The 12,620-nt window shown below is 63.8% G+C and carries 10 protein-coding genes and 1 tRNA gene; 3 read left to right on the plus strand and 8 right to left on the minus strand.

Going from position 1 to position 12,620, the window contains the following annotated elements; all coding sequences use genetic code 11:
* Window positions 1-220 precede the first annotated feature (220 nt).
* On the plus strand, window positions 221-2,221 hold the full coding sequence (gene ggt, locus AB7A72_RS05455; protein ID WP_369459255.1) for a gamma-glutamyltransferase: 2,001 nt from the start codon (window positions 221-223) through the stop codon (window positions 2,219-2,221).
* Window positions 2,222-2,318: 97 nt separating this feature from the next.
* Here the strand turns inward: ggt and phnX are convergent, their stop codons facing one another.
* The 5 genes from phnX to AB7A72_RS05480 all read right to left on the minus strand — a co-directional run bounded on the left by phnX (window position 2,319) and on the right by AB7A72_RS05480 (window position 8,500).
* Complete coding sequence (gene phnX, locus AB7A72_RS05460; RefSeq protein ID WP_369459256.1) at window positions 2,319-3,155, minus strand: phosphonoacetaldehyde hydrolase; 837 nt, start codon at window positions 3,153-3,155, stop codon at window positions 2,319-2,321.
* A gap of 90 nt (window positions 3,156-3,245) precedes the next feature.
* Window positions 3,246-4,379 carry a TIGR03364 family FAD-dependent oxidoreductase gene (locus tag AB7A72_RS05465; protein WP_369459257.1) on the minus strand — a complete coding sequence of 378 codons (1,134 nt, stop codon included), beginning with the start codon at window positions 4,377-4,379 and terminating at the stop codon, window positions 3,246-3,248.
* A 44-nt stretch (window positions 4,380-4,423) separates the two neighbouring features.
* Window positions 4,424-6,145, minus strand: coding sequence for a putative 2-aminoethylphosphonate ABC transporter permease subunit (locus AB7A72_RS05470; RefSeq protein ID WP_369459258.1), 1,722 nt, complete (start codon window positions 6,143-6,145; stop codon window positions 4,424-4,426).
* A gap of 88 nt (window positions 6,146-6,233) precedes the next feature.
* The gene (locus AB7A72_RS05475; RefSeq protein WP_369459520.1) at window positions 6,234-7,364 is read right to left on the minus strand and encodes a putative 2-aminoethylphosphonate ABC transporter ATP-binding protein; all 1,131 of its coding nucleotides are present in this window, start codon (window positions 7,362-7,364) and stop codon (window positions 6,234-6,236) included.
* 101 nt (window positions 7,365-7,465) lie between these two features.
* The gene (locus AB7A72_RS05480; protein ID WP_239812006.1) at window positions 7,466-8,500 is read right to left on the minus strand and encodes a putative 2-aminoethylphosphonate ABC transporter substrate-binding protein; all 1,035 of its coding nucleotides are present in this window, start codon (window positions 8,498-8,500) and stop codon (window positions 7,466-7,468) included.
* Window positions 8,501-8,749: 249 nt separating this feature from the next.
* Between AB7A72_RS05480 and AB7A72_RS05485 the strand changes: the two genes are divergently transcribed.
* Window positions 8,750-9,196: a ribonuclease HI family protein gene (locus tag AB7A72_RS05485; RefSeq protein WP_369459259.1), complete on the plus strand. Its 447-nt coding sequence runs from the start codon at window positions 8,750-8,752 to the stop codon at window positions 9,194-9,196.
* A gap of 34 nt (window positions 9,197-9,230) precedes the next feature.
* Here the strand turns inward: AB7A72_RS05485 and AB7A72_RS05490 are convergent, their stop codons facing one another.
* Window positions 9,231-10,319 (minus strand): DNA-binding protein, encoded by a 1,089-nt coding sequence (locus AB7A72_RS05490; RefSeq protein ID WP_369459260.1) that lies wholly within the window; start codon window positions 10,317-10,319, stop codon window positions 9,231-9,233.
* Window positions 10,320-10,422: 103 nt separating this feature from the next.
* Here AB7A72_RS05490 and AB7A72_RS05495 point away from each other — a divergent pair, with 103 nt between their 5' ends.
* Window positions 10,423-11,544, plus strand: coding sequence for a site-specific integrase (locus tag AB7A72_RS05495; RefSeq protein ID WP_369459261.1), 1,122 nt, complete (start codon window positions 10,423-10,425; stop codon window positions 11,542-11,544).
* Between the two features lie 25 nt (window positions 11,545-11,569).
* On the opposite strand, the gene AB7A72_RS05500 is transcribed toward AB7A72_RS05495, so the two are convergent.
* Both AB7A72_RS05500 and AB7A72_RS05505 read right to left on the minus strand, forming a co-directional pair.
* Window positions 11,570-12,391: a heparan-alpha-glucosaminide N-acetyltransferase gene (locus AB7A72_RS05500; protein WP_369459262.1), complete on the minus strand. Its 822-nt coding sequence runs from the start codon at window positions 12,389-12,391 to the stop codon at window positions 11,570-11,572.
* 149 nt (window positions 12,392-12,540) lie between these two features.
* Window positions 12,541-12,617 (minus strand) — tRNA-Pro (locus AB7A72_RS05505).
* Window positions 12,618-12,620: the final 3 nt, after the last annotated feature.

The raw sequence follows: 12,620 nt of genomic DNA on the forward strand, positions 1-12,620 counted from the left end.
CCTCACCAGTACTTAGCTAATTAATACGATGTATATTATGTTAAGTCACATTTCTACCTAGCTTGTACCTCTCGCCGAGCAGAGAACCTCAAACCTGCCCTGCCACTTGGCAAGGCAGTCACTTTGTTGCCAAATCGAGGGTTAACCACGGCTTATCCAGCCTCTCGATGATTCGTTTTACTAAGACAATTTCCTGTCATTCGATCCAAGGAATAGTTATATGAAAAACGAAAAATTGCTGGGTGCCGTGCCGGCGCGCTACAGCATGGCCGCGCTGGCCGCCATCGTCGCGCTGACGATGACCGCTTGCGGTGGCTCCAGCCATAACGACCAGGACGATCTGGTGAGCACGGCCTGCGAGGCTGGCACATCGGATGGTTCGGTGGTCGTGGGCTCCGGTCTGCCTGGCGATCCTTCGTTCCCCGAACTGGCTTCGGGCTACCGTACCGGCAAGAAAGTGGTCGAAGGCCACAAGTACATGGTGGTGACGGCCAACCCTCTGGCATCCAAGGCCGGTTGTGAAGTGCTGAAGTCTGGCGGCTCTGCGGTGGATGCTGCGGTGGCCGTGCAGATGGTGCTGGGTCTGGTGGAGCCCCAGTCCAGCGGTATTGGCGGTGGCGCCTTCATGCTGTACTACGATGCAGCCACCAAAAAGGTGACGGCTTATGACGGCCGCGAAACCGCACCTGCGGCCGCGACGCCAGATTACTTGCGCTATATCGACAGTGGCACCCAGACCACGCCGCTGCCCAGCGCCCGTGCCAGCGGCCGCTCCATCGGCACGCCCGGCGCTGTGCGCATGCTCGACCTGGCCCACAAGGACCATGGTGCCAAGCCCTGGAAGGACCTGATCCAGCCCGGTATCGACCTGGCCACCAATGGCTTCAAGATCAGCGGCCGCATGTCCGATGCGCTGGCCGGCGCCAAGACCGCGCTGCAGGCGGATGCCGATGCGCTGGCCATTTATTTCAACGCCGACGGCTCGACCAAGGGCCTGGGTGAAACCTTCAAGAACCCTGCCTATGCCGCAACGTTGACGAAGATGGCGACTGGCGGTGCCGATGCTTTCTACACCGGATCGGTGGCGCAAGGCATTGTCGACAAGATCGCCGTGACCCAAAACGTGACGACTGGCGCACCCATCACCCCCGGCGTGACCACGATGGCCGACCTGGCGGGTTACCAGGCCAAAAAGCGTGATGCAGTCTGCACCACCTACCGCGCCAAGTACGTGATCTGCGGTATGCCACCGCCCTCGTCCGGTGGTATTGCCGTGGCGCAGGCCATGGGCGTGCTGGAGAACTTTGACCTCGCCCCCCACAAGCCCACCGCGCTGGATCTGGAAGGCGGCAAGCCGACTGCCATGGGCGTGCACCTGGTGAGCGAAGCCGAGCGCATGGCCTATGCCGACCGCGACATGTATGTGGCCGACACCGACTTCACCCCCCTGCCCGGCCCGCTGTACAGCACCTTGCTGGACAAGAGCTACCTGAAGTCGCGCGCCGCGCTGATCTCGCCCACGCAGAGCATGGGCACTGCCAGCGCCGGCCAGTTTGGCAACACCCGTCTGGGCGTGGGCAAGGTGACCGAAGCCGGCACCACGCACATGACCATCGTCGATGGCAAGGGCAATGTGGTGAGCATGACCACGACGGTGGAAGCAGGCATGGGCTCCTACCACATGACCCAGGGCTTTATCCTGAACAACCAGCTGACCGATTTCTCCGCGGCTCCGGTGTCGGCCGATGGTCTGCCGATCGCCAACAAGGTGGAAGCGGGCAAGCGCCCTCGCAGCTCGATGGCGCCTACGCTGGTGTTTGACGCCACGGCTGACGGCCAACCCGGCGCGTTCAAGATGGCCACGGGCTCGCCCGGCGGTGCCACGATCATCCAGTTCGTGACCAAAACCCTGGTCGGCGCGCTGGACTGGGGCCTGGATGCGCAGCAAGCCACCAATCTGGTGAACTTTGGCGCCTCCAACAGCCGCACCACCAACCTCGGTGGTGAGCACCCCAATATCAATGCCACCAACAGCGGTGACAACGATCCGCTGGTGCTGGCACTGCGCGCCATGGGCCACACTGTGTCGGTCAATGCGCAATCCAGCGGTGTGGGCACCGTTATCCGTACTGCCAATGCGGCTGGCGAAGCACGCCTGAGCGGTGGCGCCGATCCACGCCGTGAAGGGGTGGTGCTGGGCGATACCTACAAGGCCAAGTAAACCTCGGCTCTCACAACCGTCAAAAAGCCGCTGCGGGTCGATGCTTGCAGCGGCTTTTTAGTGTTCAGCCCCCTGCTCGTTCTATTGCGCTACAGCATCAAGCAGCTGCCTGGACAGGCAGTTCCTGGCGCTGCAGGTGCTGGTTGATCTGCCCGATCACCGGCAGCAGGTCGGCCACGCTGTCGATCACATAATGGGCGCCGGCGCTGCGCAGCTGTTCGCTGGCGGTGCTGCGTATCTCTGCTTGCTCGTCCGCGCTCAGCGCCTGCCATTCGGGCAAGGACAGGCCATTGGCGTTGCCGCTGACTGCCACACCGACCGTCCAGCAACCGGCGTTCAGGCCTTCGGCAATGCCGACGCCGGTGTCGTCCACCTTGACCACGGTCGAGGCTGGCCAGATGCCCAGGTCGGCAAAGCAGCGGTACATCATCAAGGGGCTGGGGCGGCCAGCGGCCAGGTCGCCGGCGCAGACGATGTTGTCCGGCGCATAGCCGGCGCGGGCGGCGATGGGTTCGAGCACATCCATGATCGGACGGTTGTAGCCCGTGGTGCTGCCAATCTTGATGCCATCGAGCCGCAGCCGGTTGACCACTTCCAGCGCACCGGGGATGAAGCCGGCAAAGTCACCCACTACGCGGGCGTTCATCGGCGTGAACACCTCGTAGAGATGGTCGATATCACTGTTGGCGACCGGCTTGCCATGGCGTTTTTCCCACTGCGCTGCCACCTCGGGCAGTTGGCAGAGCGCTGCAATATGGTCCCATTTGGCCGACCCCATCGGGCCCCGGGCCTGGGCAATGCTGATCTCGATCCCGAAATCCTTGAACAGCTGCACAAAGGCGCCCATCGGGCCGCGTGAGCCAAAGTCGACAATCGTGCCGGCCCAGTCAAAAACAACGGCTTGTACGCGTTGGGGGTTGTGAAAGTTCGTCATGGTGTCCTCCGCTCCCATGGCGGCCGTTGGTCAGGCGCATGGGCGTATGTCTATATAGAAGATGGATCGTTCAGGAATGCGTGCCTGCCTTTACCAATGGGCAAAGGTGTCATGGGCTACGCCAAAACCGGTGCTGGCCCCCGTGCCGCTGGTGACGATCGCCACGCGGGTGGCGGCGTCCGGCGCCTCGATAAAGCAGTCCGTCTGCGGGGCCGATGGGTAGATGCCGACCCAGCGCTCGGTCACGCGGTAATCGCCGATGTTCAAGGCCTCGCGCATGTGGCGCAGCATCAGCGCATCGACATCGTCCTGGGCAAAGGGCTTGACGGAGGCGCCATAGTGGTGCGAATCGCCCACCACCAGGCTGCCGTCTGCGCTCTGCACGACGATCAGGTGGATGCCCTGGGCAAGGCTCTTGCCCTCTTCCTGCTGCAGTTGCTCCAGCAACGCGCGCGCCTCGGGCAATTTGCTGTAGCCGTGGTAGCGCACCAGGCTCAGGTCCCCCATCACCGATGCGTTCAGGCGCAAATTGGCAGCTGGCTGTACGCGCAGCATCTGCAGCTGGCACAGCTGCACCTGGTGCTTGGCAAACAGCGCGCTGTAAAGGCCATGGATATCCGCATTGGTGCAGACCACCACACGCTCGGCATGCAGCTGCCCCTTGGCCGTGACCACCTTGGGCGTGGCGACTTCCAACACTGCCTCGCCAAACCGGAAAGTCACCTGCATCTGCTCGGCCAGCCATTGGGTCAGCTGGGCAATCGCGTCGCGTGATTCCACCCGCAGGTCAATGGGGCTGTGCAACACGGCCTTGGCCTGCTCCAGCCGCAGCTCGGGCGCATGGCGGGCGGCCTCTTCGGCTGTCCACAGCGCGCAGTTCACGCTCTGGGCCATCTCGGTCTGCATAAAGGCCTGCAGCACATCCAGTGCCTTGTCGCGCGTGGCCACCAGGTTCAGGCCCTGGTGCTGCACTGTAATTCCGGCCTTCGGCGCAAGCTCGGCCCAGACGTCACGCGCATGGCGGGCGCGTCGCCAGGTGTCCCCTGCCCCCTGGCCGGTCACCGTCACAAAGCCGAAATTGCGGATCGAGGCGCTCACGCAGGCGGCATCCCGGTCCACCACGCAGACCTTGAGGCCCCGGCGCGCCGCTTCATAGGCATGGGCCAGGCCGACAATGCCAGCGCCCACCACGATCACATCAAAACTTGTGCTTCCTACCGTCATTCCTGTCTTTCCTGGTTCTCAAATCATTTTGTCCATCAACGCGATCAACGCTGCCGCCATGCCTGCGTGCGCTTGTTCAACCACCAGCCCAGCGCCTGGTAAAGCACGGTAACCCCGCAGCTGATGGCGGCGATCATCACGGCCATCGCAGCGGCGGCGGCCATGTCGCCGGCTTCATCCAGGTTCAGTATGGCAACGGCGCCCAGGCGCGTCTCCGGCGAGTAGAGGAAGACGACGGCCGAGATCGTGGTCATCGCGGCCACGAAGAAGTAGCGCGACACCTCCAGCAGGGCCGGCAGGCACATCGGCAGGGTCACCTTCCACAGGGTGCGGTAGAAAGGCACCTTGAGCGATGCGCTGACCGATTCAAACTCGCCGTCAATGGACTTGAGCGCCGTCACCAGGGTCATATGGCCGGTGGTGTAGTAGTGCATCACCGTGCACAGCACCATCAGCGGCATGGTCTGGTACAGAAAGTTCAGCGGGTTGCCCGGGGCGTTGAAAAAGAAGATGTAGCCCAGGCCCAGCACCAGGCCGGGCACGGCCATCGGCAGCATGGCCAGCATGCGCAGCACGGGGCGCAGCGCGGGCATGCCCTTGGTTTTTTCCAGCAGGTAGGCGCCCATGAAGACCACGATGGGTCCCGCCACGGCAGCGCTGGCGGCCATGGTCAGGCTGTTGAACACGGCGGTGTCCACACCGGCATCGACCAGGCCGCTGGTGTAGTGGCTCAAGGTCAGGCCCAACTGGTAGGGCCAGAATTGGACCAGCGAGGCAAAGATGGCCATGCCAAACATGGCCAGCATCAATGCAGCCAGCGCCCAGCACAGCAGGCTGCAAAAGCGGTCGGTCGCGGCATGGCGGCTCGGCTGCAGCACTACGGCGCGCGCGGTCAACACAGCGGTCTGCTTTTTCTGCACCTGGCGGTCAATCGCATAGGTGATGACGGCAGGCAGCAACAGCAGCAAGGCCACGACGGCGCCACGCTGGAAGTCCTGCTGGCCGATCACCAGCTTGAACACATCGGTGGCCAGCATGTTGAAGTTGCCGCCGATCACCTTCGGGATGCCGAAATCGGTGATCACCAAGGTAAACACCACCAATGCCGCCGAGACCACGCCATAGCGCGCTGCCGGCAAGGTGACGGTCAGGAACTGGCGCGTGCGGCTGGCCCCGAGCGCAGTGGCGGCCTCATACAGGCGCTGGTCACCCAGCGCAAGTGCGGTGATCAGAATCATCAGCGCATGCGGAAAGGTCGCAAAGCACTGGGCCAGCACAATGCCGGGCGCGCCGTAGATGGTGTCAAAACCCAGGCTATTGAGGACGGACTTGAGCACGCCCTGGTTGCCAAACCAGTAGATCAGCGAGATGGCGGACAGCAGCGAGGGTGCCAGCAATGGCAGCAGGCTGATGCTGCGCAGCAAGCCCTTGGCGCGGATGCCCGAGCGGGTGATGGCATAGGCAAAGCCAAAGGCCAGCGGGATGACCACGGCAGTGACCACCAGCGAAACCCAGAGGCTGTTCCAGAGACTGCCCAGCAGCGCGGGCGACTGGAAATAGCGGACAAAGCGCATGAAGGCCGAGCCCTCTTCGCCCGAGGTGGGCGCAAAGGCCTGGCCCAGCAAGGCAGCCAGTGGTGCCAGCAGCCCCATCAACAGCAGCGCCGTGATGGCAACCAGCGCCAGTTGCGCGATACGGTCAGTGGGCGCTGCGCGCAGGCCGGTGTGGCGAGAAAGCGCTGCGGGCGCTGAAACGTATGAGGTCATAGTGGTGTCGTAAGTCCCCAGGGCCTGGGGCCTGGGGCATGGCTGCAAGCGGCCCCGGCCCCGGCGCTTGCCGGGGCCGGGGGAGCGCTCAGGCGGCCTGGGCAAAAATCTTCAACTGCTGCGCATGGATGGAGAACTGCAACCAGCGGCCCGGCTGGATATCGAGCTGCAGGCATTGCGCAGGGCTCAGCTGCAGCTGCACATGGCGCTCGGGCAGGCGCTGCACATCCACGTGGGCAATGCAGACCGCACCGAGAAACTCCAGCTGCTCCACCACGCCCGTCAGCACCGGCGAGCCATTGGGCGCGGGCGCGCTGGCAACAGGAGGCATGGCGGTACAGTCATGCACGCTGCAGTCTTCGGGCCGCAGATAGACATGCAGGCTTTGGCCCGGGGCCAGGCGCGGCGCCTGCGGGCAGTACAGCTTGTGGCCCGCCAGCGTGATGCCGCCATTGCCGGCGGCCAGCGCCTGCAGCTTGTTGGCCTTGCCGATGAATTCCGCCACAAACGGGGTGGCGGGGCGCTGGTAGATATCGCGGGGCGTGCCCACCTGCTCGACCACACCATGGTTCATCACCACCACGCGGTCGGCCATGGCCATCGCCTCTTCCTGGTCGTGCGTGACCATGATGGTGGTGACATACAGGCGCTGCTGCAGCGCACGGATCTCGCTGCGCAGGTGCACGCGCACGGTCGCATCCAGGGCCGACAGCGGCTCATCGAGCAGCAGCAGCCCGGGCGACATGGCCAGCGCACGAGCCAGAGCCACGCGCTGCTGTTGGCCACCCGACAACTGGGCCGGGTACTTGCCGCCACTGACCGACAGGCCCACGGTATCCAGCAGGCTTTGCACCTTCTGGGCCACCAGGGCCTTGGGTTGGCGCTGGCTGACCAGGCCATAGGCGACGTTGTCGGCCACCGTCAGATTGGGAAACAGCGCATACGACTGAAAGACGATCCCATAGTCCCGCTGCGAAGCGGGCAAGGCCGAGATGTTTTTGCCGTCCTGCCAGATCTCACCGCTGGTCTGGGCCTCCAGCCCGGCTATCGCGCGCAGCAAGGTGGTCTTGCCGCAGCCCGAGGGCCCCAGAAAACACACCAGCTCGCCACGGCGAATCTGCAGGTGGATCGACCGCAACGCGGTAAAGCTGCCGTAGGACTTGTGCAGATGGCGGATCTCCAAAAAGGGCGCGCCGCCCTCTTCGTCGCCCTTGCGCAAGCCCGGCTCGGCGGACTCGAATGCATACGAGGTATCGCGCACGGCTACGGGCTGCGCCGCCTGGCCCTGCGCTGCTGGCAAACGCGCTGTCTCCCTGTCACTCACTTCTTGGCCTCGCTTTTGGCGTCGTAACGCTTGGTCCACTCGGCCAACACGCGCTCGCGGCTGTCGGCCATCTTGGAGAAGTCCAGGGGAATCAGGCGCGACTCGTAGTCGGCAGGGATATTGGCCAGCTTGGGGGCCACACCGGGCATGGCGGTGACGGCGAAGTTCTTGCCGTACAGCTCCATGGCTTCCTTGCTCACGGCCCAGTCCACCAGCTTCTGTGCGGCGTCGGCGTGCTTGGTGCCCTTGTAGATGCTGATGCCTTCCAGGTCCCAGCCCAGGCCTTCCTTGGGGAACACCAGCTCGATCGGTGCGCCCTTGGCCTTGTTGGCGTGCGCGCGGTACTCGAACGAGATGCCGGCAACATACTCGCCTTGGGCAGCCATGTTGCAGGGCTTGGAGCCCGAGTGGGTGTATTGCGCAATGTTCTCGTGCAGCGCATCCATGTACTTCCAGCCGCCGCCGTTGCCGTTGTCATCGCCAAACAGCTGCAGCCAGGCGGCTACGTCAAAGTAGCCGGTACCGCTGGATGCAGGGTTGGGCATCACCACCTGGCCCTTGAACTCGGGCTTGGTCAGGTCTTGCCAGCTGGTGGGCATGGGGATGTTGCGCTTCTTCGCTTCCACCGTGTTGAAGCAGATGGTGGCGCCGAACACATCCATACCGACCCAGTGGGGTGGGTTCTTGCTGTCGCGGTACTTGGCGGTGATCGCCTCCAGGCCCTTGGGCGCGTAGGCCTGGAGCATGTCGTTCTTGTCGAAGATGGCCAGGCTCGATGCGGCTACGCCCATGATCACGTCAGCCTTGGGGTTGGCTTTTTCTGCCAGCAGCTTGGCGGTGATGACGCCGGTGGAATCACGCACCCATTTCAGCGCGATATCGGGGTGGTTCTTATTGAAGGCCGTCTCGTAGGCCTTGAGCTGGTCCATCTCTAGCGCCGTGTAGACCGTCAGTTCCGTTTTCTGGGCATGCACCAGGCCTGCGGCCACCATGGCGGCGGCCGCAGCCACCAGCTTCTTCCAATGCGTCATTGCTTACTCTCTCGCCGGGTTAATGGGATCGGGAGAGTATCTGAACCCTTTATGACAACGGCATGGCAGTCAGGCGAAGCTTGGATGACACATGCCAGCCTCTCTGGGTCACCGATTCCGGCTGTATCGCAGGCGCTACAGCGAACGGGTTTCGTGCAACGGCAGACCTTCATCACTTGGCGCTGCGGCACCGCAGTCTCGATGCCCGGTTCACTGAAGCAGGATTGACCGCGCCCTTATGCTGTCGGCATGTCATCACCCACCTGGATCGCCTATATCGACGGCAGCGCCCTGCCCAACCCCGGGCGCATGCGCATCGGCGGCATTGCCTATGCGCCGGATGGGACCAATCATTCCTTTAGCCAGGCGCTGGGCCACAGCGGCTGCAACAACGAGGCCGAGGCCGTAGCGGCAATCCACGCCCTCACCTGGCTGCAAGGCATGGGCGCACGCGAAGTATTGCTGCATACCGACAGCAGCATTCTGGCCGCGCAAATGGCAGAACCCGCCGCCAAACCGATTGCCCGCCTGGCGGCACTGTATGAACAGGCCCGCGCGCTGCGTGCCAGCTTTACGCAACTGGAAGTGCGCTGGGTGCCGCGCCACAAAAATACCATTGCCGATGCCCTGGCGCGGGGTGATGCAGTGCCGGGCGCAGAGGCGGTGGACGCATCGCCGCTAGCCAGCACGGCTTGATCAAGCCTGCGGCTGCCCGCGCAGCGCTGACCCGCTAGTTCTTGCCCCGCAGGCGCGAACCGGGCAGCTTGCGCAAAGGCCGCGCCGCAGGTTGCGCGCTGCGCATTGGGCGGCGGCTGCCGCCTGCCGCAAGCTCGGCAGCGGCGACAAGCTCCCCTCCCCTGCCCGCCCTGTGCGCCAATTCCAGCTTGAACTGGGCCAATTCGCTCTCATGCCGCTGGGCCTGTAGCGCCAGTGCCTGCGCATGCGCCGCTTCTGCGGTCTGCAGGCGGTGCTGCCATTGCTGCGCCTCGGTTTGTGCCTGCTGCAGCTGTACGGCTTGCTGCTCGCGTTGTTGCTGCAGCGCTTGCTTGTCCTGCTGCCACTGCGCTTCCATCTTGGCCAGCTTTTCCTGCTCGGCGCGTTGGGCGGCCATGGCCTGCTTGGTGTCCTGGCGTGCACGGTCCAGGTCCTGCAGCGCCCGGTGCTGCTGCAGCTGGGCGCTGTGCTGCAGCTCGCGCAACTGCTCGGCATGGGCCATGTCCGCCTCATCACGGGCCTTGCGGTTGGCAAACAGCTCCTGCTCCAGCGCCTGCAGGCGCTGCTGCTGGGTGGCGGCAAACTGGTCTTTTTGCCGGCCGGCCTGCTCCAGGTCGGCCAGGCGCCCGCTTTGCATCTTGATCTGCGCATGGGCCACCGCCAGCGCCTGCTCGGTGGTGGCACGCTGCTGGGCCATCAGGCTGCGCTCTTGCTCCAGCGCTTGCTGGGCGTCTTCCAAGGCTTGTTGCTGCCCCTGCAGATCCTCGCGCACGGGCTCCAGCAGTGCATCGGCCGCTTGGGTCGCTTGCGCTTGCACCTGCTCCCACACTTGCTGCAGCGCCTGCACCAGTGCGGGCGGCAAGCCGTTGGCAGTGGCGCCATCTGGGTTGCCGGCCAGAGCGTTGCCCCCGCCTCCAGCGCCCAGCCGCGGGCCCAGGGTGGCAAACCAGGCTTCCAGCATGGGGCTCACGGTATTGGGCGAGCCTCGGCCAATCTTTTGGCGCACCCGCTCAATCGTGGGCCTTTTGCCCTCCAGCAGCAGCGCATCGGCCGCCTGCCAGACATCTTCTTTTTGCACGCTGCGCGTGGCACGCGAAATTTCCATTTTTAAACCCTTTTTCCGATTACTATCGATAAGAGATTGTTATCGCAAGTAATCTGCTTGTTGCATGTAATATATCATACATAGCATGTAATATTTAATCAATATGAAGTCTTACATTCCACTTTCGGCCCCTCTGGATCCGGATTTGCTGCCTGCCGCGTCTCCCGGCACCGCCCCGTTGCAACCGGAGCTGTTGTCGGCGTCGGCCGAGGATGCGCTGCGTGCACTGCGGCTCGAGGCCGCGTCTGAAAACACCACCAGCAGTTACCAAAGCGCGCTGCGCTACTGGGCCGCCTGGTACTGGTTGCGCTATGGCCAGGCCATCGCCCTGCCCTTGCCGGCCAATGTGGTGCTGCAATTTGTGGCTGACCATGGCGAGCACCTGACCGCGCAAGGCGCGCAGTCCGGCCTGCCGCCCGCGCTGGATACGCAGCTGGTGCAGCAAGGCTTCAAGGGGAGGCTGGGTTCATTGGCGCATTCGACCCTGGTGCACCGGATTGCCGTGCTCTCCAAGGCGCACAGCCACCAAGCGCTGCCCAACCCCTGCCACAGCACAGAGGTGCGCGAGGCGCTGTCGCACCTGCGCAAGGCCTATGCGCGCCGGGGCATGCTGGAGCAAAAAAAGGCCGCCCTCACCCGCCCTTTGCTGGAGCAGCTGCTGGCCACGTGCGATGACAGCTTGAAAGGCCGGCGCGACCGCGCCTTGCTGCTCTTTGCCTGGGCGAGCGGTGGGCGCCGGAGATCCGAGGTGGCAGATGCGCGCATGGAATGGCTGCAAACCATGGGCCCGGGCCAGTACCTTTACGACCTGCGCCTGTCCAAAACCAACCAGAGCGGCTCAGCGCGGCCAGAGAACTTCAAGCCCGTGGTGGGTGTGGCCGGTGCGGCACTGTCCCAGTGGCTGGAGGTCTCGGGCATCCGCGAGGGTGCGATATTTCGGCGTGTGTTCAAGAATGGCCAGGTGGGCGATGCCGCTTTGAGCGCGCTGTCGGTCAACAACATCGTCAAGGAGCGCTGTGCGTTGGCGGGGATGGAGGGGGATTTTTCTGCGCACTCGCTGCGCTCTGGCTTCGTGACCGAGGCCGGCCGGCAGAACATGGCCTTGGCCGACACGATGGCGATGACCGGCCACCAGAGTGCGGCGACGGTGCTGGGTTATTTCCGCGCCGAGGCACCGCTGGCGAACAAGGCTGCGCGCCTGCTGGACGAACCGCAAAGCGACTGAGTCAACTGCCGGGTGCTGACCCAGATCAGTCCAGCGCCGTAGGCAGCAGCAATACCAGCAGCATCAGCCCACCCATCAGTACCAGCTGGTGCAGCATGTAGTAAGACAGGCTGTGGCGGCCCAGCCAGGCGAGGCTGCGACACAGCGCGTTTTGCGCAGGCCGGGCCAAATACCCAGGCAGCCAGGCGCCTGACTTGGCGATTTGGTGGCGGCCGATCTGAAAGCCCAGCAGCATGATGCCCAACCAAGGCAGGAGCGGCACAAAATCCTCCGTGGCAGGCTTGCGCGTTACCAGACCCAAGGGGCTGAAGGCCTTGGCGTTGAGGAGTTCTACCAACGACGCGGGCAAGCCGCTCGCAACATATTGGTAGAGGCCTGGCGCGAGCAGGCAAAGCACCGCTAGGGAAAACAGCAGGCGGTTACTCCAGCCCTGCATCAGCCGCAACAGCAGCAGCATCACCGCCATTCCATGCAGCACGCCAAAGTAGATGTAACTGTTGGGAAACACCAGGTAGGAGCCCGCGCTGACCAGCAGCGCGCATCCTGCAACCTGCAGCCAGCGCCGGCAGAACCGCGCAGCACTGGTTTGCTTGCTGTGGGCAGCCGCTTGCGCCAAACCAGCGCACAACAGGAACAGGCTGACGATGGCGGTGCGCTGCCAGGTCCAGACAGGGTTGCGGTAGAAATCCTGGCGCCACAGCTGCAGGTAGCTCAGATCAAAGCAGAAGTGGAAGGCCGTCATCCAGACCATCGCCAGCCCCCGCAATGCATCCAGGCGGTCCCAGCGATCGCGCGGCGCGCGGGGCTCTGAATGGGTGTAGGTGACAGGGTGAAACTGGGTGGGCATAGATCAGACACGGAGGCTGCGCTATCGTGCCACATCTGTACCGTGGCCGCTGCCCGGCGTTGTTGCCAAGCAGCAATCCTGGGGCCTGTCTTCACGGCGCCGGATATGAAAAAGCCTGTCGCACTCACATGCGACAGGCTTTTAAATAATGGTCGGAGCGGTGGGATTCGAACTCACGACCCTCTGCTCCCAAAGCAGATGCGCTACCAGGCTGCGCTACGCTCCGACT

Source organism: Comamonas sediminis (assembly GCF_041107495.1).
GTDB classification, from domain to species: domain Bacteria; phylum Pseudomonadota; class Gammaproteobacteria; order Burkholderiales; family Burkholderiaceae_C; genus Comamonas; species Comamonas sediminis.